Origin of the sequence: Haloferax sp. Atlit-6N, from assembly GCF_003383195.1 — an archaeon.
In the GTDB taxonomy this organism is placed as follows: Archaea; Halobacteriota; Halobacteria; order Halobacteriales; family Haloferacaceae; genus Haloferax; species Haloferax gibbonsii.
Genome location: NZ_QEQJ01000005.1, coordinates 247,862 through 272,702, shown reverse-complemented (window position 1 = coordinate 272,702; position 24,841 = coordinate 247,862). Strand labels below are relative to the sequence as shown.

Here is a 24,841-nt window from a genome sequence, read left to right as displayed (position 1 = left end):
TTACTGGCCGCGGTGGTCGTAGACGCGCTGGACCTTTCCGACCTCGGTGCGCGCGATGTCGCCGTACTCGACGAGGTTCAGTTCGTCGGGCGTGAACGAGAGCACGTTCGAGAGCCGCTTTTGAATCCGACCTTCGAGGTCCGACAGCGACCCGCCGAACTCCTCGACCAGTTCGACCGTGATTTCCACCCGGTCGAGGTTCCCCTCGCGGCGGAGGTCGATGCGGTAGTGCGGCGCGATTTGGTCGAACTCGAGGACGACCGACTCGACCTCGCTTGGGTAGAAGTTCACGCCGCGGACGATTATCAGGTCGTCCGACCGGCCCGTGATGTTGTCCATGCGGACGCAGGTTCGGCCGCACTCGCAGGTGCCGTAGTCCAGCGTGGTCAGGTCGCCCGTCCGATACCGGAGGACCGGCAGCGCGTCCTTCGCGAGGGTCGTCAACACGAGTTCGCCCTCCTCGCCCTCCTCGACGGGGTCGCCGGTGTTCGGGTCGACCACCTCGGGGTAGAAGTAATCCTCCCAGACGTGGAGGCCGTCCTGCGCCTCGCACTCGACGGAGACGCCGGGGCCGACGATTTCCGAGAGGCCGTAGATGTCGATGCCGGTCACGCCGAGTCGCGCTTCGATTTCGTTCCGCATCGGCTCGGTGCAGGGCTCCGCGCCGAAGATGACCGTCCGAAGCGGCAGGTCGCGGATGTCGATTCCCATGTCGTCTGCGACCTCGGCGAGGTAGAGCGCGTACGACGGGGTGCACGCGATGACGTCGCTTCCGAGGTCGGAGAGCAGTTCCACCTGTCGCTGGGTGTTGCCGCCGCCGATGGGAATGACCGTCGCGCCGAGCTCCTCGACGCCCTGGTGGAGGCCGAGACCGCCGGTGAACAGGCCGTAGCCGTAGGCGTTCTGAACCACGTCGTCGGGACCGACGCCGGCCGCCACGAGACACCGCGCGACGGCCTTGCTCCACACGTCGAGGTCCTCGCGGGTGTAGCCGACGATTTTGGGCTTGCCGGTCGTGCCCGACGACGCGTGGACGCGAATCACGTCGTCCATGTCGACCGCGAACATCCCCGTGGGGTAGTGGTCGCGGAAGTCCTCTTTCGTCGTGAACGGCAGTTTCGACAGGTCTTCGACGCTCTCGATGTCCGCGGGCGAGAGTCCGGCCTCGTCGAACGTCTCGCGGTAGAACTCGACGTTCTCGTACGCGTTCCGAACCGTCTCCCGCAGGCGACCGTCCTGGACCTCGCGGAGTTCCTCCCGCGAGGCGGTCTCCGTGCTATCGAATACCATGTACGTTTGAAGTCGATGATAGAATATGATAAAAATGATGCGGTCGGACGACCGCGCCGCGGGGCGAACCTATTTCGCGGGGGATACGCAATCGACTACCATGCGAGACGCATACATCGTCGGAGCGGGCCAATCGAAGTACGGCGCGTTTCCGGACGAGAGCTATCGGTCGCTGTTCGCGACCGCGTTCGAGGAGGCGCTGGGGAGCGCCGGCGGCGTCGAGGCGGCCGATATCGACGAGGCCGTCGTCGGGTCGCTCGGCGTCGGCGGGCGGCAACTCGGCTTATCGGGGCCGGCCGTGACGGAGCACGTCGGCCTCCACGGCGTCCCCTGTTCCCGAATCGAAAACGCCTGCGCAGCGAGCGGCTACGCGGTCAGACAGGCGGTGCAGGCGGTCAAAAGCGGGATGGCGGACGTGGCCCTCGCGGGCGGCTACGAGGTCATGACCGACATGAGCGGCGACGTGGCGAAGTACTGGCTCGGCGTCAGCGGCGAGACGGAGTGGGAGCGGCTCACCGGGACGACGTTCGCGGGCGTCTACGCCCAGATGGCCTCGGCGTACCTCGACGCCTACGACGCCTCGCCGGACCACTTCTCGAAGGTCGCCGTCAAGAACCACGCGAACGGCGCGAAGAACCCGAAGGCGCACCTCGGCTTCGAGTGCTCGCTCGACGACGCCCGGAGCGCGCCCGTCGTGGCCGACCCGCTGAACCTCTATCACTGCTGTCCGACCTCCGACGGCGCGGCCGCGGTCCTCGTCGCCAGCGAGGACGTCGCCAGCGCGTGCGACGACGCCGTCCGCGTCGCGGGCGTGGGTGCCGCCTCCGAGCGCGTCGGCCTCTTCCAGCGCGACAGCTACACCGCCGTCGAATCGTCCGAGCGGGCCGCCGCGGCCGCCTACGAGATGGCCGGTCTCGGCCCCGACGACGTGGACTTCGCGGAGGTCCACGACTGCTTCGCCATCGCCGAACTGCTGGCGTACGAGGACCTCGGCTTCTGCGAGCGCGGACACGCGCCCGAACTGGTCGATTCGGGCGCGACCGAACTCGGCGGCGACCTGCCCGTCAACCCCTCCGGCGGCCTGAAATCGAAGGGCCATCCCATCGGCGCGACGGGCGCCGGACAGGTCGTCGAAGCGTTCAAACAGCTCGGCGGCCGGGCGGGGGACCGACAGGTCTCTGGCGCGAACGTCGGCCTCACCCACAACGTCGGCGGGTCGGGCGGTGCCGCCGTCGTCCACGTCCTCGAAGGAGGGGCGCTATGAGCGCCGACGACTCGGCGCGAGCGACCCCCGGAATCGCCGGCGTCGGCGCGTACGTCCCCAGACTCTCCCTCCCCGCGTCGGCCTACCGCGAGGCGTGGGGCAAAGGCGGCGCGCCGGGCGTCGAGCAGGTCGCCGTCGCCGACGCGGACGAAGACACGCTGACGATGGCGACCGAAGCGGGCCGGCGCGCGCTCGACGCGGCCGGCGTGGACGCGAGCGATATCGGACACCTCGCGTTCGCCACCACGACGCCGCCGAACGACGAGGAGGAAAGCGCGGTCCGACTGGTCTCGCTCCTCGGCGTCGACCCGTCGGTTCCGACCCGGCAGTTCGGCGGAAGCACCCGCGCCGGCGCGGTGGCGCTGGCGGCGACGGTCGAGGCGACCCGAGGCTCGGACGCAGGTGCGGGGACGGGGAGCGGCGGTCCGGCGCTCGTCGTCGTCGCCGACAGCCCGCGCGGAGCGCCCGAAAGCGACGAGGCGGCCGGTGCCGGGGCAGGGGCGGCCGCGCTCGTCCTCACCGACGACGCTCCGCTCGCCGTCGACGCCGTGGGCGAGTTCGGCGACCCCGCGCCCGGCACGCGGTTCCGAGAGTTCGGAAGCGCCGAGACGGATTCCATCGGCGTCACGCAGTACGAGCGCGACGCCTACACGCGGGCGGTCGGCGGGGCGGTCGAGGCCCTCGGCGTCGACGACGCCGAACTGGACCCCGACGCCGTCGCGCTCACCGCGCCGGACGGCAAACTCCCGTACCGCGCGGCCGCCGCGCTCGGCGTCGAACCGGCGCGAATCGCGGCCGGGACCGTCGTCTCGCGAACCGGCGACACCGGGGCCGCCGGGCCGTTTCTCGGACTCGCGTCGGCGCTCGCCGACTCGGAGGACGACGCGGCAGGCGACGAGTCGAACGGCCGGTCCCCCGCGACCTCGGTGCTCCTCGTCGGCTACGGCGGCGGCGCGGGGGCGACCGCGCTCGCGCTCAGTACGAGGGCGTCAGATGCCGCCTCCGACGCCTCCGCCACCTCCGCCACCTCTGCCGTCCCGGTCGAGGCCGCCCTCGACGGCGACGTGGAACTCTCCTACGCGGAGGCGCTCCGGCGGCGCGGGACCATCACCGGCGGGGAGCCGGCCGGCGGGGGCGCGTACGTCAGTGTGCCGACGTGGAAGCGGACGATTCCGCAGCGCCACCGCCTCGTCGCCGGCGAGTGTACCGAGTGCGGCGCGCTCTCGTTCCCGCCGGAGGGCGCGTGTCCCGACTGCGGGTCGCTCGCGGGCTACGACGACGCGACGCTCCCCGGGACGGGGACCGTCGAGGCCGCGACCGCCATCGGACAAGGGGGCGCGCCGCCGGAGTTCGTCGAGCAGCAGCAGCGCGCCGGGTCGTTCCCGGTCGCCGTCGTCGCCTTCGACGGCCCGGACGGCGAGGCCGACGACCGAGCCGTGAGCGCGCCCGCGCAGGTCGTCCACTCGCCCGCCGGAACGCCCGCAATCGGCGACCGCGTCGAGGCCGTCCCGCGCCGCATCTACGAGCAGGAGGGCGTCGTGAGATACGGCTTCAAGGTCGTCCCGACCGAGGCGCGGCGGGAGTAACCGTCCGGGGGCGCGGGAGCAGGACGGGGTCACCGATGCCGAAACGAGGGCAAACGATTATGATGGTTCCCGAACCCCTTCCGGTGATGCAAGTGAGTGTACTCGGCGCGGGAACCATGGGCCACGGCATCGCGCAGGTGGCCGCGATGGCCGGTCACGAGGTGACGATGCGCGACATCGAAGCGGCGTACGTCGAAGACGGGCTTGACGCCATCGAGTCAAACCTCCGGGGCGGCGTCGACCGCGACAAGGTGACGCCCGACGAGATGGCGGCGACGCTCGACCGACTCTCGGGGACGACCTCGCTGGAGGCGGCGGTCGCCGACGCCGACCTCGTCGTCGAGGCGGTTCCCGAGGACATGGGGCTCAAGCGCGAGACGGTCGCGGAGGTCGAATCCCTCGTCGACGACGACGCCGTCATCGCGTCGAACACGTCGTCGCTCTCCGTGACCGAGATACTGAGCGCCCTCGAACGTCCCGAGCGCGGCCTCGGGCTCCACTTCTTCAACCCGGTCCACATCATGGGGCTCGTGGAGGTCGTCGTCGCGGAACAGACCAGCGAGGCGACGCTGGCGTTCGCCACCGAGTTCGTCGAGGGCATCGACAAGACGGCCGTCGAGGTCGGTGACTCGCCCGGCTTCGCCTCCTCGCGGCTCGGCGTCGCCCTCGGCGTCGAGGCCATGCGCATGGTGCAGGAGGGCGTCGCCTCGCCCGCGGACATCGACACCGCGATGGAACTCGGCTACAACCACCCGATGGGCCCGCTCGAACTCGGCGACGTGGTCGGCCTCGACGTTCGACTCGATATCCTCGAGTACCTGCGCGAGGAACTCGGCGAGCGCTTCCGCCCGCCGCAGATTCTCAAGCGAAAGGTCCGCGCCGGCAAGCTCGGCAAGAAGACCGGCGAGGGGTTCTACGTCTGGGAGGACGGCGAAATCGTCGGCGCGAGCGAGGACGTGATGGACCGATGAGCGGTGACGACCCGAGCGCCGACGGTCCGAGCGCCGACGACCGAGAGACGGGCGGCCCCCGAGCCGACGGCGGAACGTCGGCCGTCGAGTCCGTCGCCGCCGAGTGCGAGACGGTCGACGCCGTCGTCGGCGACCGCGTCGAGGGCGTCGTCACCGTGACGCTGAACCGCCCCGACGCGCGGAACGCGCTCAACGCGACGCTCCGGGCAGAACTCAAGCGCGTCCTCGACGCCATCGGAGAGAGCAGCGCGCGCGTCGTCGTCCTCACCGGGTCCGACGAGGCGAAGGCGTTCGTCGCCGGCGCGGACGTGACGGAGCTCCGCGAGCGCGACATGCTCGAACAGCGCGAGGCGAGCAAACGACCGCGGGTGTACGAGCGCGTCGACGACCTCAGACAGCCGGTCATCGCCCGGGTCAACGGCCACGCGCTCGGCGGCGGCTGCGAGCTGATGCAGGCCTGCGACGTGCGCATCGCCCACGAGCGGGCGAAGCTCGGCCAACCCGAAATCAATCTCGGTATCATGCCCGGCGGGGGCGGCACCCAGCGACTCGCGCGACTCGTCGGCGAGGGACACGCCATGCGACTCATCCTGACGGGCGAGCTCATCTCCGCCGAGGAGGCCGCGGACATCGGCCTCGTAGAGGAGGTCCACGGCGACGAAACCTTCGACGGCCGGGTGTACGAACTCGCCGAGATGATGGCGACGAAGAGCCCCGTGGCCCTGGAGTTCGCCAAGAAGGCCGTCAAGGCCGCCTCGCGGACGGACCTCGAACAGGGCATCGAGTACGAGGCGGAACTGTTCGCCCAACTGTTCGGCTCGCCCGACAAGGACGAGGGTATCGACGCGTTCTTCGAGGACCGCGAGCCCGAGTGGCACGAGCGCGAACGATAGACCCCCGCTCGAACCGTTCGAACTGCTCGAACGGCTTCGAAACCGCCGCGACCGCCCGGCGAGAACTCACAGCGCAGGCGCGAGCGCTAGTTTCACGACGCGAACACGTCTTCGAGAGCGACCCGCCCGCGAGCGAGGCCGAATCGGGGGCGCGCCGGTGGAGGACCGAGCGTTCCGTCCTTTCGAACGCGAGTCCGTAATCGAGCGACGCCGCCGTATCGGCAGTCGCTATCGATGACCGTCTCGCGCGCGAACCGAACACCGAGTCTCGAATGACGGGGATACGGCGGTTTCGGGGCGAACGAGACCCAGCGACGACGCGTCCGGTCCACAGGACGGCAGACGGGCGGTTCGTCCGCTCGCCGCGGTCCGTGACAGATTTAATTCTGTAATTGTTCGTGTTCCCGCCGCGTCAGTCTACGATAGTATAATAAGTATATAATCACAATCTGTTCGAGGGGTTCGAACAGCGATTGTCGAAGTCGAGTCGTCGTCTCGACCCCTCGAAAGCGGAACTATCGGACTTCGCGCGAGAGAGCGTCCGCTGAGCGGGTTCGAACCATTCGAACGAACGGTCCGCATACTCGGCTCGCCGGCGGGGCGAGCGACCGGGTCAGGAGAAGTTGAGGTTGATTTCGACCTCGTTGGCCGCGCCGAGGAGGAGGTCGGCGAGGTCGCCGGTCAGTCGGTCGCCCCGAAGCCGGTTCGAGGGCCCCGAGATGCTTATCGCCCCGACGGGGTGGCCCTCGTTGTCGGTGACCGCGACGCCGACGGCGTGGAGTTTCGGGACGATTTCCTCGCGGTTGAGCGCGAACCCGCGCTCGCGAATCGTCGCCAGTTCCTCGAAGAGCGCGTCGGGGTCGGTTATCGTCCGCGGCGTCTTCGCCGGGAGGCCGTGTCGGTCGACGATGTCGCGGACGCGTTCGTCCGGGAACGCCGACAGGATGGCCTTGCCGGCGGCGAGTTGGTGGAGGTACGAGCGCGTCCCCTCCCGGGCCGGCGTCCGAACCGAGTGCGCGCCGGCCGCGCCGTAGAGGTGGAACCCGCGGCCCTGCTCTTCCGTGACGCACCACACCTTCTCGCCGGTCTGCTCGGCGAGTTCGTCCAGTTTCGGCTTGGCCACCTCGTAGAGCTGGTGCTGGTCTCGCGCGTAGATGCCGAAGTCGAGGAGCCGAAGCCCGACCCGATAACCGTCGTCGTCGGGGACGACGAACCCCTCGCGTTCGAGCGTCTTCAGGTGCCGGTGGACCGTGCTCTTGGCCAACCCGAGTTCCGAGGCGAGTCCCGTCGGCCCCATCGGGCCCCCCGACTTGAGCCGTTCGAGGATGCCGAGCGACGTGGCGGCCGTCGTCACCGGTCGGCGCTGTTCGTCGTCTGTCATCACCTAACTTCGGTGTTCGTTCGTGATAAATCTTGTTCGAACAGTTCGAACGGGGGTTCCACTCGCTCGAACGACCGCGGCGGACGCTCGAACCGCGAGTCGGCGATAGAGCAAAGTAGCGTCCGATTGGATAGCAGACGTGCATGATTAAATTGGTGAATATGCTCGTCCGGGACGACGACCACACGCACGAGGAGTTCGTCGAGCGGTGGCGGGGGAGCCACGCGGAACTCGCCGCGGAGCTACCGGGGCTCGTGAAGTACGCGACGAGCGTCCCGACCGACCCCGAGCGGTCCGAGTACGACGGCATCGTCGAACTCTACTTCGAGGACATGGCCGCCCTGAAGGCGGCGTTCGACTCCGAGGTCGGCCAGCGCGTGAACGCCGACGCGGCCGAGTTCAGCGACATGGAGCAGGGGCCGACGCTCTACGTCGAGGAGACGGTCCACCTCGACAGGTCCTGAATCCATGAACACGAGCGAACGACTCGTCGAGAGCCTCGAACGGCTCGGCGTCGAGCGAATCTTCGGCTATCCCGGCGGCCGCGTCATCGAGCTGTTCGACCTGCTGCCCGAGTCGGACATCGACCTCGTGCGCCCCCGCGACGAGCGCGAGGCGAGCGTCATGGCCGAGATGCACGGCCGGCTGACGGGCGAACCGGGCGTCCTCGCCGGACAGGGGCCGTGGATAGGGAGTCTCGGCCTCATCGGGCAGATGGAAGCGCGCCTCGCCTCGTCGCCGATGGTCGCCATCACCGAGGCCTCCGAGCGCGGGAACTACTCGACGCTCGCGCCCTACCAGCAGTCCCGCGGCGACTACGGCGGCCTCGAACTCCCGAAGCTTCTCGACGCCGTGACGAAGGAACACTGGTTCCCGCGGACCCCGACCGAGACGGTTCGGAGCCTCCAACTCGCGTTCAAACACGCCGTCGCCGGGCGACCCGGTCCGACGGCGGTCGTGCTCGACGGCGACGCCGTCACCGAGGAGTTCCCCGCCGAGTCCGTGCCGCCGGTCTGGGACGACGAGACGCAGACCAGAACGTGGACCGCCGCGCCGACGGCCCGCGACGTCGCGGCCGCCGCCGAAGCGCTCGAAGCGGCCGAGCGACCGGTCATCGTCTCGGGCAACGGCGTCCACGCGTCGGGCGCGTACGAGGAGTTGGCCGCGGTCGCCGAGACCTACGAGGCGGCCGTCGTCACCTCCTACCTCGGGAAATCGACGGTCCCCGAGACGCACCGCCTCGCCGGCGGCGTCATCGGCTCGTTCGGTCACGAGGGCGCGAACCGGCTCGTCAGCGAGGCCGACGCGCTCCTCGTCGTCGGCTGTCGCATGAACCCGATGGACACCAACTGGCAGGCCCCCGACTTCATCCGCCCCGACGAGCAGACGATTATCCACGCCGATATCGACCCGCGGAACGCCGGGTGGGTCTACCCCGCCGACGTGGGGCTCATCGGCGACGCGTCCGAATCGCTGCGCGAACTCGCGGCCGCCGGCGGCTCCGAAAACGACTGGGCCGAGGACCGAGCTCGGGAGGCCCGCGAGTCGTTCCACGCGCCCGAGTGCGAGTCGGACGCCGCCCCCATCCTCCCCCAGCGGGCCGTCAAGGAAATCGAGCGCGTCGTCGACGAGGACACCATCGTCACCGCCGACTCCGGCAACAACCGCTTTTGGCTGCTCAACTACCTCCAGACGCCGGCGGTTCGGACCTACTTCGGCTCCGGCGGCGTCGGCGGCATGGGCTGGGCGACGCCCGCCGCGGTGTCGGCCGCGCTGGCGACAGACAAGCGCGTCGTCGGCGTCGCGGGCGACGGCGGCTTCGCCATGACGATGACGAGCGTCGAGACGGCGGTCGAACACGGCGTCGCGCCGACGTTCGTCGTCCTCAACGACACCAGCCTCGGGATGGTCAGACAGATGCAGCACGCGCCCGACGACATCGCGGGCGTCGAGTTCCACGACACGGACTTCGCGCGGGTCGCGGAGGCGTTCGGCGCGACGGGCGTCCGCGTCGAGACGCCGGGCGAACTCGGCGATGCACTCGCCGACGCGAAGACGCACGGCCTCCCGACGGTCATCGACGCCCGCATCGACCGCAGTCAGGACATGGCCGCGACGCTCCAGTCGTCGTTCTACGCGTCGGTCGGCGGACTCCACGAGTAGCGCCGGCCGCGGTGAGTGGCCGTCGCCGGCCCTCCCGGTGGTCCGCTCCCCGGGAAACACTTTTCTCGCACGCAGGGAGAACTACGATAGCATGTCATCATCGACCGTGATGGTCACGGGCGGGACCGGGTTCATCGGCTCGTACGTCGCGTCGGACCTCGTCGCGGCCGGCCACGACGTGGTCGCCTACGACCGCTCGACCGACCCGCGCATCCTCGACAGACTCGGCGTCGCCGACGACGTGACGATACGCCGCGGCGACGTGACCGACCCGACCGACGTGTTCCGGGCGGTTCGAGAGACCGGCTCGACGCACATCGTCCACCTCGCGGCGCTCCTGACGACGACGGCGCGGGAGAACCCGCGGGCCGCGCTCGACGTGAACGTCCAGGGGACGAACAACGTCTTCGAGGCGGCGCGCGCCCTCCCCGAACAGGTCGAGCGCGTCGCGTGGGCGTCGTCGGCGGCGGTGTACGCCCCGCCCGCGAACTACGGCGGCGACTTCGTGACCGAGTCCGACCTCGTCTACCCCGACACGCTCTACGGGGCGACCAAGGAGTACAACGAGCACCAGGCCCGGGTCTATTACGAGGACTTCGGTGTCTCGCACGTCGCGCTCCGGCCGACGGTCGCCTACGGTCCGTACCGTGAGACCGGCGGGTCCGCGTTCCTCGCGAACATCGTCGAGAAACCGGCGCTCGGCGAGCCCTTCAGCGTCGACTACGGCGACCAAGTTATCGACTGGCAACACGTCCGCGACATCGCGCAGGCGTTCCGCAAGGCGACGTTCGCCCCCGAAGACGACCTCACCCAACGCGTCTACAACGTCCGCGGGGAGTTGGCGACGATTCGCGAGGCCGCGGAGACGGTGCGGCGACTCCTCCCCGACGCCGACCTCACGGTCTCCGACGAGGGCGAACTCCCGTGGACCCAGGAACTCGACATGACGAAGGCGCGAGCCGACCTCGGCTACGACCCCGAGTACGACCTCGAAACGGGGTTCCGCGACTACCTCAACGTGCTTCGGAAGGAACACGGACTGGAGCCGGTCTGAGCCGAGACCCGACGGGCCAAGGTCCGACCGGCCGAAACGCCGCCGCGGAGTCGGTCACGGCCGCCGAGCGTCGTCGGCACCCTCGGTCTCGGGACCGTCCAGCAGGTCGCGGATATCGTCGGGCGACAGCAGGTCGACGAGGCTCTCGCCCGAGTCGTAGCGCTCGCGCTCGTCGGGCGTGAGATAGTCCGCGAGGTCGCGTTCTGTGAGCAGTTCCTCGAGTCTGTCGTCGAGGTCGTCCGGGTCGTAACCGGGGATGACCATATCACCGAATCGTCGCGAGCGCCCTTATAATCCGGCACTCGTCGGAAACGCGACGAGTGCGGAGGGTGAGCCGCCCGCTCACTCCACGACGACGCCGTCGTCCTTCGCGTTCGGCGCGCCGACGACGAACACCTCGCCGTCCTCGACGCAGCGCAGTTGCCGAACCTCGTCGGGCGAGACGACCACGAAGTCGCCCGGTTCGAGGTCGAGCGCGTCGGTCACCTCACCGTCGTCGTCGGCGAAGGCGAGTTCGAACGCGCCGGAGAGCACGTGGTACAGTTCCTCCTGTTCGCGCTGGTAGTGCATCGGTCCCGACCCGCCCGCGTCGAACGACCAGACCGACGGGCGCATCTTCCGCGGGCGAAGCTCGTAGCCGACGGCCTTGACTCGGGCGTCGGCGTTCTCCACGTCGTGCGGTTCGAGGTCGGCGAGGTTGACGCGCTCGTACATCGGCGCGAGCTACGAAGCGCGGGGTAATAGGTATGCTGACGAGTGTCGCGGCGGTTCGCGTCGGACTACTGGGTCTGGGAGTACCGTTCGACCCACTCCTGGAGGCTGATTCCCATCGCGGCCTGCGTGATGGCGTTCGAGGACGCCGAGTTCGCGCTCTTGACGAGTTCGGCTTCGAGCGTCCGGGTCGGGATCTCGCCGATGAAGTGGGGGATGGCGCGCTGGACCGCGAGCGGGCAGCCGACCTCGTGGGCGAGGGCGTAGCCCGAAAGCGAGTGCGGAATCTCCCCGCTGGCGTACTCCGGGTCGGGGGCGTCGAGCACGTCGTCGTCGACGAAATCGACGTACTCGTAGCACTTGCCCACGTCGTGGAGGAGGCAGGCCGCGCGGACCACGTCGAACTCCGGGTCCGCGCCGTGGAAATCCCGCTGTTCCTCGGCGGCGCGGACGGCGATTCGCGTCACGCCGCGGACGTGCTCGACGTTCGTCACCTCGTGGATGTTCCACGCGTAGGGGATGTCGTCGATGTCGCGCCAGCCGCCGCGGGCGAGACCGAGACACCACGCCTCGACGACTCGCTCGCGGAGGTCGGCGTCCTCGATGTCGGCGAGTTCGGGGAAGGCGGCCTCGACCTGCGCGCGGTAGTCGCGCGACATCGCTCAGCGGCCTCCGGTCACGTCTTTCTGGACCGTCTCGCGGCCGACGAACCGCGGGCGGTCGCCGATGGAGAGGAAGTTATCAACGTCTTCGCGGGGCGCTTTCGCCTTCGGGTGGTCGGGGTCGTAGTCGCGCGAGGACTCGTGGCCGAGGCCCGCCCGGAGCGCGTCGAGGCTCTCGAAGTAGAGTTCGGCGACGCCGTCGAACTCGGCGCGTTCGGGGTCGGTCGGGACGACGCGGGCGTACCGGACCACGCCGGGAATCTCGCGGGCGAGGGGGACGTGGGTGTTCGCCCAGTGGTCGAGGAACTCGTCGTGGCTCATTCCGTCTTTGCGGACGAGAAACGCCGAGTGCTTGTAGAGGCCCGTCGTGTCGCCGCCGGTCTCGTCTTTCTCGACGACCTCCTCGCCGATGAACCGGGGGCGTCGCTCGACGTCGAGGAAGTTGTCCACGTCGGCTCTCGCCGCTTTCGCCGTCCCCTTCGCGGGGTCGTAGTCGCGCGAGCCCTCGCCGCCGAGCGCGTCGTGGAGCGCGCCGAGGTCGTCGAAGTACAACTCCGCGAGACCGTCGAACTCGGAGGCCTCGGGGTCGACCGGAACCACCGTCTGGTAGCGGACGACGCCCTCGATGTCGCGGGCGATGGGCGTGTGATTGTCCTGCCAGTACGTGACGAACTCGTCGTGACTCATCCCCGCCTTGCGGACAAGCAGGGCTACGTGCTTGTACATGCGTACACCTGCCGATTCACGTATAAGACAATAAATCATGAGGTATGCTCGCACTGCCCGTCTACAACAAATTAATGTGACAGTCACGAGTGGTGGGCGTATGCCTTTCCACGAGCGGGGGTTCATGAGCGGGACCCGCGGGACGATGGCCGTCGACTGGGAACAGCGCATCGACGTGAAGCGGATGCGCGAGGAGCGGAAGGACCGCGCCCTCTCGCGGATGCGCGAGGCGGGCCTCGGGAGCATGCTCCTCATCGACGACCCGAACATCCGGTACGTGACCGGGTTGGCGATGACCGGCGGGTCGGGCGCGGACCACTACTCGCTGCTTCTGGAAGACGGCACGGTCGTCCACTGGGACACCGCCGACCACGCGAGCAACCAGCGGTACAACTGCCCGTGGCTGACCGACGTTCGCTACGCCTGTCCCGGACTGGGGAACGTCCCGCGGGCCTCCGGCCGCGACTCGGCCCGGTCGTTCCTCCTCGACAAGATGGCCCAGACCGTCGTCGACGCCCTCGACGAGTACGGCCTCGCGAACGAGGCGATGGGTATCGACACCGGCCACGCGGGGCTGCTCGACGCCTTCGAATCGAAGGGCATCGACGCCCGACCGGCCGAGTGCGCGGCGGTGATGGAGGACGCCCGAAAGACCAAGACCGAAGACGAAATCGAGTGTCTGCGGCAGGTCGCGGCCGTCTGCGAGGCGGGCTTTCAGGCCATCGTCGAGAACGCGAAGCCGGGCGCGCGGGAGTCGGAGGTGTGGGGCGACGCCGTCCGCGAACTCTGGCGGCACGGCGCGATGGCGCAGGGCGGCTATCTCACGTCGGGGCCGAACACGTGGCCGAAGCATCAGGCGAACACCACGGACCGACTGATTCGCCCCGGCGACCTCGTCTACGCCGACTTCTACAACGTCGGCTACCTCGGCTACCGGTCGTGTTACTACCGGACCTTCTCGATGGGCGAACCGACCGACGAACAGCGCGACGCCTACGAGACGGCCCGCGACAACCTCTACGCCGTCCTCGACGAAATCGAGCCGGGGAAGACCACCGACGAAATCGCGGCGGCGTTCCCGGACATGGCGGGCGAACACGCCGACTGGTACGGCGCGGACGACCACTGGCAGTTGACGACCAACCATTGGGCCCACGGCCTCGGCCTCCAACTGTACGAAGTGCCGCTCATCTGGCGCGGCCTCTCGCCGGACCACCCCATCGAAATCGAGGCGGGGATGACGATGGCCGTCGAGACCCAAGAGCCGGCGGGGAGACAGGGCGTCCGCGTCGAGGAAATGGTCGTCGTCCGCGACGACGGCGTCGAACTGCTCAGCCAGTGGCCCGTCGAGGAGATAACGGTTATCGATTACTGATTCCTGACACGATGAGCGAAAGGCTCACAAATTCTAAAAATTGTAAAATTTGTTGCTCGAATCCATCTAAGCACACATCCACCGGAGGCACACCTCGTCAAGAGAGAGTACAGCTTGAATGTCGAACCGTTTAGTCAGTAGTGTGTAATTTCTATGACGGCTGATTACGCCGGCGCGGGGACCCCTCGTGTCCCCCGCCAGAGCCCGACTGGCCGACCGGCGCTACTCCGCCTTGCCGTCCTCGCGGTCCCGGCGGCGTGCGTCGGCGTCGCGGTCGTCGGGGTCGCCGTAGCCGCCGCCGCCCGGCGTCCGAACTGTAACGGTCGTGCCGGCGGGCACGTCGCGGGTCGTCTTCGACGGGACCGCCTCGCCGTCGACGAGGTTCTGTCCCGTCGCCCCGTCCTCGCCGCCTGCGATACCCCGAGGCGCGACCCGCCGGCGCTCGGTGAGAAGCGAGACGGTCGCGTCGGCCTCGACCGTGACCGACCGGACGATGCCGAGACCGCCGCGGAACTCGCCGCGGCCGCCGCTTCCCTCGCGGAGGCCGTACGCCTCGACGAAAAGCGGGTACTCGGCTTCCAGCGCCTCGACCGGCGTGTTGAGCGTGTTCGTCATTCCGACCTGCACGCCGTCCATGCCGTCTCCGCCCGCGCGGCCGCCGAAGCCGCCGCCGATAGTCTCGTAGTAGGTGAAGCCGTCCGAACCGCCGGCGCGACTGCCGATGGTCAGGTTGTTCATCGTCCCCTGTCCCTGCGCGGGGACGCGCTCGGGGGCCGCGTCGGCGAGCGCCGCGAAGACCACGTCGGTCACGCGCTGGCTGGTCTCGACGTTGCCGCCGACGACCGCCGCCGGGGCGTCGGGGTTGAGGAGCGAGCCGTCGGGGACCTCGACCGAGATGGGGTCGTAACAGCCCTGGTTCGGCGGAATCTCGGGGTCGGTGACGCAGCGAACGACGAAGTACACCGCGCTTTTCGCGACCGCCAGCGGGGCGTTGACGTTGCCGGCGACCTGGTCGGCCGTCCCCGCGAAGTCGAACTCGACGGTGTCGCCGTCGACCGTCGCGGTCACCTCGATGGGGATGTCGTCGTCGGTCACGCCGTCGCCTTCGAGCACGTCGCGGGCGCGGTACTCGCCGTCGGGCAGGTCGCGCAGTTCCGCGGTGACGCGGTTCCGGGAGTAGTCCATCACGGCGTCGAACGCCGCGAGAACGCGGGACCGGCCGTGTTCCCCGACGAGGTCGGCCAGTCGCTCCTCGGCGCGCTCGTTCGCCGCGATTTGGGCGCGGATATCGGCGCGGCGCTCGCCGGGGTTGCGGACGTTGGCGAGGAGCAGCGACAGCACGTCGTCGTTGGTCTCGCCGCCGGCGACGAGTCTGACCGGCGGGAGTCGAAGCCCCTCCTGATAGATTTCGCGCGCGCCGGCGGGCATGCTGCCGGGCGTCATCCCGCCCACGTCGGCGTGGTGCGCCCGCGAGACGGCGTAGCCGAGCACCTCGCCGTCGACCGAAAGCGGCGACACCATCGTCACGTCGGGGAGGTGCGTCCCGCCCTCGAAGGGGTCGTTGAGGACGAACACGTCGCCCGGTTCCGGGTCGTAGTCGAGGACCGTGTCCACGGCCTCGGGCATCGCGCCGAGGTGGACCGGGATGTGTTCGGCCTGCGCGACGAGGCGGCCGTCGGCGTCGAACAGCGCCGTCGAGCAGTCGCGGCGCTCCTTGATGTTCGGCGAGTACGACGAGGTGATGAGCACCTGCCCCATCTCCTCGGCGACGCTCTCGAACTGGTTGCGCATGATTTCGAGCGTCACGGGGTCGACCTCGCGGTCGCTCATTCGCCGTCACCCCCGCTGGTGAGGACGAGCGTCCCGTCGGCCCCGACCGTCCCACCCCACGCCGGAGGTACGACGACGGTGCTCTCGTGCTGTTCGAGGATGGCCGGCCCCTCGACGGTCGTCCCCGCGCCGAGGCCGTCGCGGTCGTAGACGGGCGTCTCGCGGAACTCGCCGTCGAAGAAGGCCTCGCGGGTGTCCTTGCGGGCGTCGCCGCCGCCGCGGTAGGTCACGTCGAGCGGGTCGCGCTCGACCACGGCGGTCGCCCGGACGTTGACGAGTTCGACCGGGTCGTCGAGGCGGTAGCCGTAGGCGCTCTCGTGGGCCTCGTGGAACCGCGCTTCGACCGCCTCGGCGTCGAACGTCTCGCCGACGGGGACGGTCAGTTCGAAGCTCTGGCCGACGTACCGGAGGTCGGCGGCGCGCCGGACCGCCGCGTCGGCGGGGTCGGCCACGTCTTCGAGGGTGTCGGCTTCGAGGTCGGCGTAGGCGGCGTCGACCGCCTCCGCGTCGAGGCCGGACAGGGGTCGGCGGAGCGTCCGCACCGAGTCGTGTTTCTGGTCGGCCGCGAGCAGGCCGTACGCCGAGAGGACGCCGCAGGCCCGCGGGACCACCACGGTCTCGATGTCGAGGCTCTCGGCGAGGGCGGCGGCGTGCATCGGGCCGGCACCGCCGAAGGCGACGAGGCCGAACTGCCGCGGGTCGCGGCCGCGCTCGACCGTCACGGCGCGAATCGCCCGCGTCATGTTGGCGTTGGCGACGCGGTAGACGCCGCGGGCGGCCGCGAGCGCGTCGTCCAGTCCGGTCTCGTCGGCGAGTCCCGCGAGCGCGTCGCGGGCGGCGTCCACGTCCAGGGAGAGTTCGCCGCCGAGGGCGGAACTGCCGCCGATGTAGCCGAGGACGACGTTCGCGTCCGTCACGGTCGGCTCGGTGCCGCCGCGACCGTAGCAGGCCGGGCCGGGGTTCGCACCCGACGAGCGCGGCCCGACGCGGAGCGCGTTGCCCGAGTCGACCCACGCGATGGAACCGCCGCCCGCGCCGACGGTGTTCACGTCCACCATCGGCGTCTTGATTGGCCGGCCGTTGATTTCGGCGTCGGTGGTCCGCTCGACTTCACCGTCGCGGACGAGGCTCACGTCGCTGGAGGTGCCGCCCATGTCGAAGGTGACGAGCCCCGCGAGGTCGTCGCCGGAGTCGGTCGCGGTCTCCGCCGCGCCGACGACGCCCGCGGCCGGGCCGGACATCGTGGTCGTCACGGCGTGCTCGCGCACGGTCGAGGCCGGGGCGATGCCGCCGTTGGCCTGCATGATTTTGGGAACCGGGACGCCGAGGTCCGCGGCCCGCGATTCGAGGCGGCCGAGGTAGCTGTCGATGGCGGGCGTCACGTAGGCGTCGACCGCGGTGGTCGAGGTACGCTCGAACTCGCGGAACTCGGCGAGCACCTCGTGGGACGCGGAGACCGGCGCGTCGAGTTCCTCGCGGAGCACGTCGGCGACGACGCGCTCGTTTTCGGGGTGCTGGTAGGCGTGTAAGAGCGAGACGGCGACGCTCTCAGCGCCGCAGTCGCGGATGTCGTCGGCCAGCGCGCGGACCTCGCGCTCGTCGACTTCGGTCTGAACGCCCTCGACCGTCGCGCGCTCCGTCACCTCGAACCGGCGGCGTCGCGGGACGAGCGGGTCGGGCTTGTCGGCGGTCACGTCGTAGAGGTCGGGACGGGCCTGTCGGCCGATTTCGAGCACGTCGCGGAAGCCCTCGGTGGTGACGAGCGCGGTCTTCGCGCCGTCGTCTTCGAGGAGCGCGTTCACGGAGACGGTCATCGCGTGGGTGAACGCGTCGACCTCGGCCGGGTCGACGCCGGCGTCGTCGCAGGCCTTCTCGATGCCGCGGACGACGCCCACGCTCTGGTCGTCCGTGCTCGGGACCTTCGCGGTGACGAGGCGGCCCTCTGGGGTCAAAAGCGCCACGTCGGTGAAGGTGCCGCCGACGTCGACGCCGATTCGGGTTTCTGCGTCCATCAGAACACCCCCATATCGGCGGCGACCGTATAGAGGGTTCGGAGGCCGAGCCAGACGACGACGAGCGTCACCAGCCCGCCGACGACGTTCTGGAGCGTGGTGTTGGCGTACGACCCGAGGATGTCGCGGTCGTTCATCACGTAGATGAGGAAGACGGCGACGATGGGCAGGAGGACGCCGTTCGCGACCTGCGCGAAGACGATGGCCTGCACGGGGCTGTAGCCGACCGCGGAGAAGACGATACCGACGAGCAGGATGGAGCCCCAGACGGCGCGGAACTTCGTGGACTTGAGGTCCGTGTCCCAGCCGAGCGCCCCCGCCGTCGCGTAGGCACCGGCCAGCGGGGCGGTCGTCGCGCTGGTGAAGCCCGCGGCGAACAGTCCGATGCCGAAGAACACCTTAGCCTGCGTGCCGACGAGCGGTTCGAGCTGTTCGGCCATCGTGCTGACGTTCTGGATGTTCGTTCCGACGGGGAACGCCGCCGCGGCGGTGACGAGAATCGAGATAGTGATGAAGCCGCCGAGGACGATAGAGAGAATCGTGTCGGCCCGCGACTCGTTTAGCTCCTCGGGGCCGGCCCACCGCTCTTGGACGCTCCCGGCGTGGAGAAAGAGGTTGTAGCCGACGACGGTCGTCCCGATGAGGCCGGTGATGAGGAACGCCGACCCCTCCGGGACGCTCGGGACGAACCCGCGGGCGAGCGCGCCGAGGTCGGGACCGATGAGAATGGCGTCGATGAGGAAGGAGACGGCCATGATGGAGACGAGACCGACGAGGGCCTTCTCGATGAGTTTGTACTTGCCGGACCACAGGAGGGCTCCGGCGACGAGGCCCATCGCGGGCCCCCAGAGATTGGCGCTGATACCGGTCAGGCCCTCCAGTCCGGCCGCGCCGCCGAGGATGTTCCCGGTCTCGTAGGCGGCCGTGCCGATGCCGATAGCGCTGACGACGAGCACGATACTCACCCCGGACAGCACGGGGTTGTCGAACTGGCTGCGGAGCGCCTCGCCGAGCCCCTCGCGGGAGACGAGGCCGAGTCGGGCGCTCATCTCCTGAAGGACGATGGTGGCGACGATGGAGAAGGCGATCGTCCAGACGAGCGCGTAGCCGAATCGCGCACCCGTCACGCTCGCGGTCGTGACCGTGCCGGGACCGATGAACGCGGCGGCGACCATCGCGCCCGGGCCGATAGATTTCAAGCGTTCGATGAAGTTCATGGTTCTACCTGTGAGGTGGATTGACGTATCAAACTCTGATTGATAAATCCCCGTTGAGAAGGCCGTGTACCGCCGAGATAGCGCGTATGAAGGAGTATGAACGAGTGTGAAATCGGCGGCGAGTGTGGACCTCACCGAACCTCGGTGAGAAGCACCTTCGAGACGCCCTCTTCGACCTCGATGTCGAACGGGGACTGCTCGGTGCTGAGCGCGATGAACCGCGACATGAACCACTTGACCGACTCGGTGGGGAAGACGACGTGGAAGGTGTCGCCCTCGGAGGCGCGGACCGTGAGAAAGCCGCAGAACGACAGCCAGTCGAGGAGTTCGCCCAGCGATTCGAACCGGTCGCGGTACTCGTGGGCGTGGAACGACGCCACCCGGTCGACGGCGTCGAGGAACGCGGGGTCGGGGTCGCCGTCGTCGTCCTCGACGTAGTCGAGAAACGTGTGCAGGAAATCCACGTCGAGGAGGACGTGCTCGCCGCTCGACAGCATCTGGTGGTAGGCTTCGAGGTTCGGCCCGGCGTCGGTCGTCGCCGCCTCGAAGTTGGCCGCGTAGAAGACGAGCGCCTCCCGGACGAGTTCGCTCTGCGCCTTGTCGGTCCGGCCGGCGAGGCCGTCGAGCGCCGACTGGGCGTCCTCGTCGAGCGACACCGTGATGCGATTCGTGACCATGGGTGTCTAACTCTCCGAGGGGTTCTTAAGGATGTGCGGACGGCCGCCGCGAGCCTCGAACGAGTGACGAACCGGGACTATTCGGCCAAAAAGTGTGAAAATTTTAGAAATTGTAATCGGCGGCGCGGGTGTCAGGCGTCGCCCCGCTATCGCTGGGCGGGCGGTCTCGCGACCGTCGTCGACTCGGTGAAGACGAACCGCGCGCCCCCGTTCGAACCGTACTCGGCGGCGGGCGTCCAGTCGTGGGCGGCCGCGATTTGCTTGACGATGGCGAGGCCGAGACCGCCGCTGCGGCGCTCGCTCACCCCGGCTTCGAAGCACTCGTGAGGGGGCGTGCCGTCGGGGAAGCCCTCGCCGTCGTCCTCGACGAAGAACCCGCTTCGGGTCCAGCCGGCCGTCACGACCACGTCCTCGCCGCCGTGGACGACGGCGTTCTCGAACAGGTTTTCGAGGAGCTGTCGGAGCCTGCTCTCGTCGGCCGCTATCGTCCGCGACGCGCCGCCGTCGGTCCGGTAGAACCGCAGTTCGGCGTCGGCGGTCGGGACCGTCTCCCACGCGCGTTCGGCCACGCGCCGGAAGTCGAGGGGCTCCGGCTCGGCGACCGCATCACCCTGCGCGGCGAGCGCAGTCAGGTCCGAGAGCAACTCCTCGACCCGGTCGAGGCTCTGTCCGAGCTTTCGAAGGTCCTCGGCGTCCGCGTCGCCGGGCGACTCGGCGACGATGTCGAAGTACCCCCGCGCGGTCGTCAGCGGGGTCCGGAGGTCGTGGGAGACGACGCGCGTGAACTCGCTGAAGCGCTCGTTCTGGCGTTCGAGCAGGCGCTGGCGGGCGTTGCGCTCTGTCACCTCGCGCTGGAAGCCGATGTAGTTCGTGACGCTCCCGTCGTCGCCGTGGACCGGCGTTATCTCGGACTGATTCCAAAACGGCGTCCCGTCGCGGCGGTAGTTGAGGAGTTCGACGCTGCACGGCTCTTCGTCGGCGATGGCCTCGCGGAACCGCTCGCAGTCCTCTTCGGCGGTGTCCGGTCCCTGCAGGACGCGGTGGTTCTCGCCGAGAACCTCCTCGGCGTCGTAGCCGGTGAGGTCCTCGAAGGCGCCGTTGGCGTAGACGATGGGACAGTCGTCCTCGCTCGGGCCCGTGATGGTGATGCCGACCGAGGCCTCGTCGATGGCGCGGCGCATCAGCGACAGTTCGGCCTCCTGGGCCAGTCGCTCGGAGATGTCCCGGAGGATGCCCGTCGTGCCGACGACCTCGCAGCCGTCGTCGTGTAAGAGCGTGAGGTGACACTCCATGGGCACGCGGTCGCGGCCGTCGCCGTCGGCCGCGAGGAGTTGCGTCTCGAAGGTGAGCCGGTCGGTCTCCGCGCCGTCGCCGAGCGACGCCCGGAGCGACTCGTAGGTCTCGTAGTCCGCGTCGGGGAGGTACGACGAGAGGTGCGAGCCGAGGACGCGTTCGCGGTCGTGGCCGACGAGGTCGACGAAGGCGTCGTTGACGTACTCGAAGCGGTCGTCGGAGTCGAGCGAGTAAACCGGGTCGCCCGCGGCGCGGATGATGTGCTCGTCGCGGGCGAGTTCGTCCCGGCGCGCCCGCTCACCGGAGATGTCCCGGAGGATACCGACCGAGCCACGAAACGCCTCGCCCTCGTAGGGGAGATACCCCATGTGGTCGCGGCACGGGACTACCTCGCCGTCGGCCGTCCGTATCTCGATTTCGAACTGGGTCGTGTCGGGGCCGCGCGACGAGAGAATCCCCCCGAGTTCGTCGGCGGCCTTCCGCACGTCTCCGTCGTCTTTCACGAGTTCCGGGCCGCGCCCGAGAATCTCGTCGACGGCGTAGCCCGAGAGGTCGGCGAAGGCGTCGTTGACGTAGGTGAAGCGGCCGCGCTCGTCGACGACGTAGACGGGGTAGCCGAGGGCTTCGAGGACAGTCTCGTAGCGCTCCGCGCGGCGGGTCGCCCGGTGTTCCGAGACGCTGTTTTCGATGCGGTTGACGAGCAGTTCGTACTGCTCGGAGGAGGGCTGTTTCTGCAGGTAGTCGGTGACGCCCGCGGAGATGGCGTCGCTCGCGACCTCCTCGCTCCCCTTGCCGGTAAAGAGGATGAAAGGGAGCGAGCCGTGTTCCTCGCGGACCGTTTCGAGGAGTTCGACGCCGGTCATCGCCGGCATGTCGTAGTCGCTGACCACGCAGTCGATATCAGAATCACGAACGATATCGAGAGCGACTTCGGGGTCCGCACAGGTCGTCACCTCAAACGAAGAGAGCTTTCGGAGGTACGTCTCGCCGAGGTCCAAGAGCGCCGAATCGTCGTCAACGTAGACGATGTGCGGAGATTTCGAGGTCGTCATCGGTAGTTATCAAATGATAACTCCCGAGGTGACACATAGGTTCGACCTCTATAGTTAGGGACCGAGCGAGACGGCGCTCGGTTTCGAATCTAATAATTTCGGTTCGAGGTGCGGCGTCGCCGACCGAGATTGTCCGGCCGTCGCCCGACCGACGGTCAGAACTCGCCGGTGACGATATCGGTGACGCGGTCACGGTCGAACAGCCGCCCGTCCTCGGGTATCTCGGGGTACGCTTCGCCATCGCCGTAGCCGGGCCACTCCCCGAACCGGTCGGGGAACAGCTGTTTCGCAGTCATCTCCAGCTGGAACAGGTTCATAATCGGCCCCTGCATCCCGTTTCCGGACGGGAAGTACCGCCCGTCGCGGAACGCGGGCACCTCGTCCGCGAGGGGGTCAGAAAGCACCGCCTCGCGGTTCGAACTGAACGAGTCGCCGAGCGCGGTCCCCCAGTACCGGAAGACCACGTCGGGCGCGGTTTCGACCATCGCTTCGTAGTCGTACGACCCGCCCGACCCGGTCTCGGCGTCGGTGGCCGCGAAGGCGTTCGGCATCCCGAACGGTCGAAGGTGCGCCCAGAGGTAGCCCTCCTGCGTGAAGTCGTACGGCCAGAACGTCCCGCCGGTGTAGGCGACGACCGCGAGCGACGGCCGCTCGGACACCGGCGGGAGGTCGGCCTGTATCCGGGCGACGAGCTCGTCGCGAAGCGACTTGAACGCTCGGTAGCGCTCTTCTTCCCGGAACACCGCCGCGATGTGGCCGAGGTACTCCCACAGCGTGTAGTACTCGTAGCGGTCGCGGTAGGGCTCCGGCGGTTCGGCGTTCGTCCGGCTGTAGTAGTTGCCGAACCACGGACCCACGTCGGACGCGATCGACGCGACCTCGTCTTCGGACCAATCGAACGAGCTACTCCGGAGGAGAGCCGGGTCGAGGAAGTGAACGTCGCTGTCCAGTTCGTAGAACAGCTCTCTGTCGAGGGCGTTCGGGTTCGACGCCGGCGTGACGCGACCGAGCTCTTCCCACTCGAACTCCACGCCGTCGAGCGCGTCGTAGTAGTAGTCGACCGTGTTGCCGAACAGTTCCTTGTCGTAGCCGATACCGGTGATGGCGTCGCCGTGGCCGAAAGCGACCGCCGCGTCGGCCGACACCGGGTAGTAGGTCAGGACGCTCGTCGGCACGGCGTCGAACTCGACCTCGCCGACCGGTGCCATCGACACCGAGTACGAACCGCTGTCCCCCTCACCGTCGGTCGTCGTCTCCGTCTCGGTGGGGGACGTCGTCGTGGTCGCGGTCGCGTCCGCGGTTTCGGTCGCCGTCGAGTCTGTCGACCCCGACGGGTCGCTCGTACACCCGGCGAGCAATCCGCCCGCGGCGGCCGCACCGCCACGTTTGAGGCACCGTCGCCGCGTCAGCCCGATTCGAGAGGCGTCGTCTTCTCCCATATTTTTAGGCCAACCTAAAATCATAAAGTACCTTCGGTCGCAGCCGACCGGAACCGCTCGCCCGCGGTCGGGGAACCTCGGGTATTTTTAGCAATGAATTGAAATGTTTGCGCATGGCTCCCGTTACGGACACCCTCCCCCGCGTCTCGACGGACAGCGTCGAACGATTCCTCGCGGCCTTCCTCGCCGGGCTCCTCGGAACGTATGCCCTCGGGGCGGCCACTAGTGGCATCGTCCCACCACTCGAAATCGCCGGCGTCGTGGCGATTCACCTCGGCGTCGTCGTCGCGGGCGTCTTCCCGCTCGTCGTGCTCGGACGCTCTGTGGTCGGACGACTCGGCGACGGCCCGGCGGCCGTCAGACCCCTCGAAACAGCTGCTGCCGCCGGTGCGCTGGCCTGTCTCGTCAGCGGGCTCTGGCTCAGCATGGACGCGTCGTCGGACCTCTCGGGCGTACTGCTCGGGGGCGCGCTGGTCGCACTGGTCGCCCTCATCGGCCTCGTCGCGAGGCGGTGACGACCCGACACAGTCCGCACACCCATGCGAACCACCCACGTCGCCGCCCTCGCCATCACCGCGTTCGCGCTCATCACCCTCGGCCTCGCCGCGGGGTCGCTCGACGCCGCGAGACCGGACGGACCGGCCGTCGCGGAGTCGGCCGATGGGTCGGTAGCGCCCCGCGAGCAGTCGGGGCCGAGCAGGCAACCCGACCGTCCGGACCGACCCTCAGTCGGTCGGCTGGTGCTTCCGGACGACGGCGTACTCGGCAGTCTCGGGGAGCAGTCGTCGCCGGCCGGCGGACTGCGCTCGCGCCTCGCCGTCGGGGGCGCACTCGTCGTCGGTGCGGTGGTGCTCGTCTTCCGCCGACTCACCGACGACGACGCGCGGGCGGCCGAGACGACGGAGGAGCGGGGAGGCGCGGACCACAAACCGTCGGAACGGAACGCGCCGGCGCCGTCCGACTGGGGCGGCCCGCCGGCGAACGGCATCTCCCGCGCTTGGTTCGCGATGGTGTCCGCGCTCGGCGCGGCGGCCACCCCGCGACAGACGCCGGCCGAACTCGCCCGCACGGCCGCCGACGCCGGCTTGCCCGCGGGCACAGTCGAGTCACTCACCGAGCTGTTCCGCGCAGTTCGGTACGGCGGGAAACGGCCGACCGACGAGCGCGAGCGACGGGCCGAAGACGCGCTCGACGCGCTGCGGCGAGACGAGAACTGGCCGGACGGGCGCGAACCGTGAGCCGCGC

At 69.0% G+C, this 24,841-nt stretch carries 22 protein-coding genes; 10 read left to right on the top strand and 12 right to left on the bottom strand.

Features of this window, described 5'->3' with window-relative positions:
• Positions 1-1,290 (bottom strand): phenylacetate--CoA ligase PaaK, encoded by a 1,290-nt coding sequence (paaK, locus tag DEQ92_RS17295; protein ID WP_004978300.1) that lies wholly within the window; start codon positions 1,288-1,290, stop codon positions 1-3.
• Positions 1,291-1,390: 100 nt separating this feature from the next.
• On the opposite strand from paaK, the gene DEQ92_RS17290 reads away from it, so the two are divergent.
• From DEQ92_RS17290 to DEQ92_RS17275, 4 genes are all read left to right on the top strand, one after another.
• Positions 1,391-2,554, top strand: a complete 1,164-nt coding sequence (locus DEQ92_RS17290; RefSeq protein WP_004978297.1) for a thiolase domain-containing protein — start codon at positions 1,391-1,393, stop codon at positions 2,552-2,554.
• Entirely contained in the window at positions 2,551-4,140 is a 1,590-nt protein-coding gene (locus DEQ92_RS17285; protein WP_115805735.1) for a zinc ribbon domain-containing protein, read from the top strand. Before DEQ92_RS17290 ends, DEQ92_RS17285 begins: the two co-directional genes overlap by 4 nt.
• An 86-nt stretch (positions 4,141-4,226) precedes the next feature.
• The gene (locus DEQ92_RS17280; RefSeq protein WP_115805736.1) at positions 4,227-5,111 is read left to right on the top strand and encodes a 3-hydroxyacyl-CoA dehydrogenase family protein; all 885 of its coding nucleotides are present in this window, start codon (positions 4,227-4,229) and stop codon (positions 5,109-5,111) included.
• Positions 5,108-6,004, top strand: a complete 897-nt coding sequence (locus DEQ92_RS17275; RefSeq protein ID WP_115821167.1) for an enoyl-CoA hydratase/isomerase family protein — start codon at positions 5,108-5,110, stop codon at positions 6,002-6,004. Before DEQ92_RS17280 ends, DEQ92_RS17275 begins: the two co-directional genes overlap by 4 nt.
• Positions 6,005-6,617: 613 nt before the next feature.
• On the opposite strand, the gene DEQ92_RS17265 is transcribed toward DEQ92_RS17275, so the two are convergent.
• Positions 6,618-7,385 (bottom strand): IclR family transcriptional regulator, encoded by a 768-nt coding sequence (locus DEQ92_RS17265; RefSeq protein WP_004978289.1) that lies wholly within the window; start codon positions 7,383-7,385, stop codon positions 6,618-6,620.
• A 161-nt stretch (positions 7,386-7,546) separates the two neighbouring features.
• Here DEQ92_RS17265 and DEQ92_RS17260 point away from each other — a divergent pair, with 161 nt between their 5' ends.
• From DEQ92_RS17260 to DEQ92_RS17250, 3 genes are all read left to right on the top strand, one after another.
• Positions 7,547-7,849 carry an EthD family reductase gene (locus DEQ92_RS17260; protein WP_004978286.1) on the top strand — a complete coding sequence of 101 codons (303 nt, stop codon included), beginning with the start codon at positions 7,547-7,549 and terminating at the stop codon, positions 7,847-7,849.
• Between the two features lie 4 nt (positions 7,850-7,853).
• Positions 7,854-9,548, top strand: coding sequence for a thiamine pyrophosphate-binding protein (locus tag DEQ92_RS17255; RefSeq protein WP_050460296.1), 1,695 nt, complete (start codon positions 7,854-7,856; stop codon positions 9,546-9,548).
• Positions 9,549-9,657: 109 nt separating this feature from the next.
• Positions 9,658-10,602, top strand: coding sequence for an NAD(P)-dependent oxidoreductase (locus DEQ92_RS17250; protein WP_004978282.1), 945 nt, complete (start codon positions 9,658-9,660; stop codon positions 10,600-10,602).
• A gap of 54 nt (positions 10,603-10,656) precedes the next feature.
• On the opposite strand, the gene DEQ92_RS17245 is transcribed toward DEQ92_RS17250, so the two are convergent.
• The 4 genes from DEQ92_RS17245 to DEQ92_RS17230 all read right to left on the bottom strand — a co-directional run bounded on the left by DEQ92_RS17245 (position 10,657) and on the right by DEQ92_RS17230 (position 12,701).
• Positions 10,657-10,866, bottom strand: coding sequence for a hypothetical protein (locus tag DEQ92_RS17245; RefSeq protein WP_004040881.1), 210 nt, complete (start codon positions 10,864-10,866; stop codon positions 10,657-10,659).
• Between the two features lie 78 nt (positions 10,867-10,944).
• Positions 10,945-11,316: a cupin domain-containing protein gene (locus DEQ92_RS17240; protein ID WP_004978278.1), complete on the bottom strand. Its 372-nt coding sequence runs from the start codon at positions 11,314-11,316 to the stop codon at positions 10,945-10,947.
• A 65-nt stretch (positions 11,317-11,381) separates the two neighbouring features.
• The gene (locus DEQ92_RS17235; RefSeq protein WP_050460300.1) at positions 11,382-11,972 is read right to left on the bottom strand and encodes an HD domain-containing protein; all 591 of its coding nucleotides are present in this window, start codon (positions 11,970-11,972) and stop codon (positions 11,382-11,384) included.
• Between the two features lie 3 nt (positions 11,973-11,975).
• Positions 11,976-12,701, bottom strand: a complete 726-nt coding sequence (locus DEQ92_RS17230) for an EthD family reductase (protein WP_115805739.1) — start codon at positions 12,699-12,701, stop codon at positions 11,976-11,978.
• A gap of 100 nt (positions 12,702-12,801) precedes the next feature.
• Between DEQ92_RS17230 and DEQ92_RS17225 the strand changes: the two genes are divergently transcribed.
• A complete protein-coding gene (locus DEQ92_RS17225) occupies positions 12,802-14,076 on the top strand; it encodes a Xaa-Pro peptidase family protein (protein WP_115805740.1) in 1,275 nt (424 codons plus the stop codon).
• A 222-nt stretch (positions 14,077-14,298) separates the two neighbouring features.
• Here DEQ92_RS17225 and DEQ92_RS17220 read toward each other — a convergent pair whose 3' ends face one another.
• The 6 genes from DEQ92_RS17220 to DEQ92_RS17195 form a co-directional block, all read right to left on the bottom strand.
• Positions 14,299-15,906, bottom strand: a complete 1,608-nt coding sequence (locus DEQ92_RS17220; RefSeq protein ID WP_115805741.1) for a hydantoinase B/oxoprolinase family protein — start codon at positions 15,904-15,906, stop codon at positions 14,299-14,301.
• On the bottom strand, positions 15,903-17,918 hold the full coding sequence (locus tag DEQ92_RS17215) for a hydantoinase/oxoprolinase family protein (RefSeq protein ID WP_115805742.1): 2,016 nt from the start codon (positions 17,916-17,918) through the stop codon (positions 15,903-15,905). Before DEQ92_RS17215 ends, DEQ92_RS17220 begins: the two co-directional genes overlap by 4 nt.
• Positions 17,918-19,135 carry an Nramp family divalent metal transporter gene (locus tag DEQ92_RS17210; protein ID WP_115821165.1) on the bottom strand — a complete coding sequence of 406 codons (1,218 nt, stop codon included), beginning with the start codon at positions 19,133-19,135 and terminating at the stop codon, positions 17,918-17,920. The genes DEQ92_RS17215 and DEQ92_RS17210 overlap by 1 nt, the downstream gene beginning before the upstream one ends.
• Before the next feature lie 131 nt (positions 19,136-19,266).
• Complete coding sequence (locus DEQ92_RS17205) at positions 19,267-19,812, bottom strand: ribbon-helix-helix protein, CopG family (protein WP_004978266.1); 546 nt, start codon at positions 19,810-19,812, stop codon at positions 19,267-19,269.
• Between the two features lie 146 nt (positions 19,813-19,958).
• A complete protein-coding gene (locus DEQ92_RS17200; RefSeq protein WP_115805744.1) occupies positions 19,959-22,157 on the bottom strand; it encodes a PAS domain S-box protein in 2,199 nt (732 codons plus the stop codon).
• Between the two features lie 155 nt (positions 22,158-22,312).
• The gene (locus DEQ92_RS17195) at positions 22,313-23,596 is read right to left on the bottom strand and encodes an ABC transporter substrate-binding protein (RefSeq protein ID WP_115805745.1); all 1,284 of its coding nucleotides are present in this window, start codon (positions 23,594-23,596) and stop codon (positions 22,313-22,315) included.
• Between the two features lie 113 nt (positions 23,597-23,709).
• Here DEQ92_RS17195 and DEQ92_RS23465 point away from each other — a divergent pair, with 113 nt between their 5' ends.
• Together DEQ92_RS23465 and DEQ92_RS17180 are read left to right on the top strand one after the other, a co-directional pair.
• Positions 23,710-24,111, top strand: a complete 402-nt coding sequence (locus DEQ92_RS23465; RefSeq protein WP_004978261.1) for a hypothetical protein — start codon at positions 23,710-23,712, stop codon at positions 24,109-24,111.
• Between the two features lie 24 nt (positions 24,112-24,135).
• Complete coding sequence (locus DEQ92_RS17180; RefSeq protein ID WP_004978258.1) at positions 24,136-24,834, top strand: DUF4129 domain-containing protein; 699 nt, start codon at positions 24,136-24,138, stop codon at positions 24,832-24,834.
• Positions 24,835-24,841 lie beyond the last annotated feature (7 nt).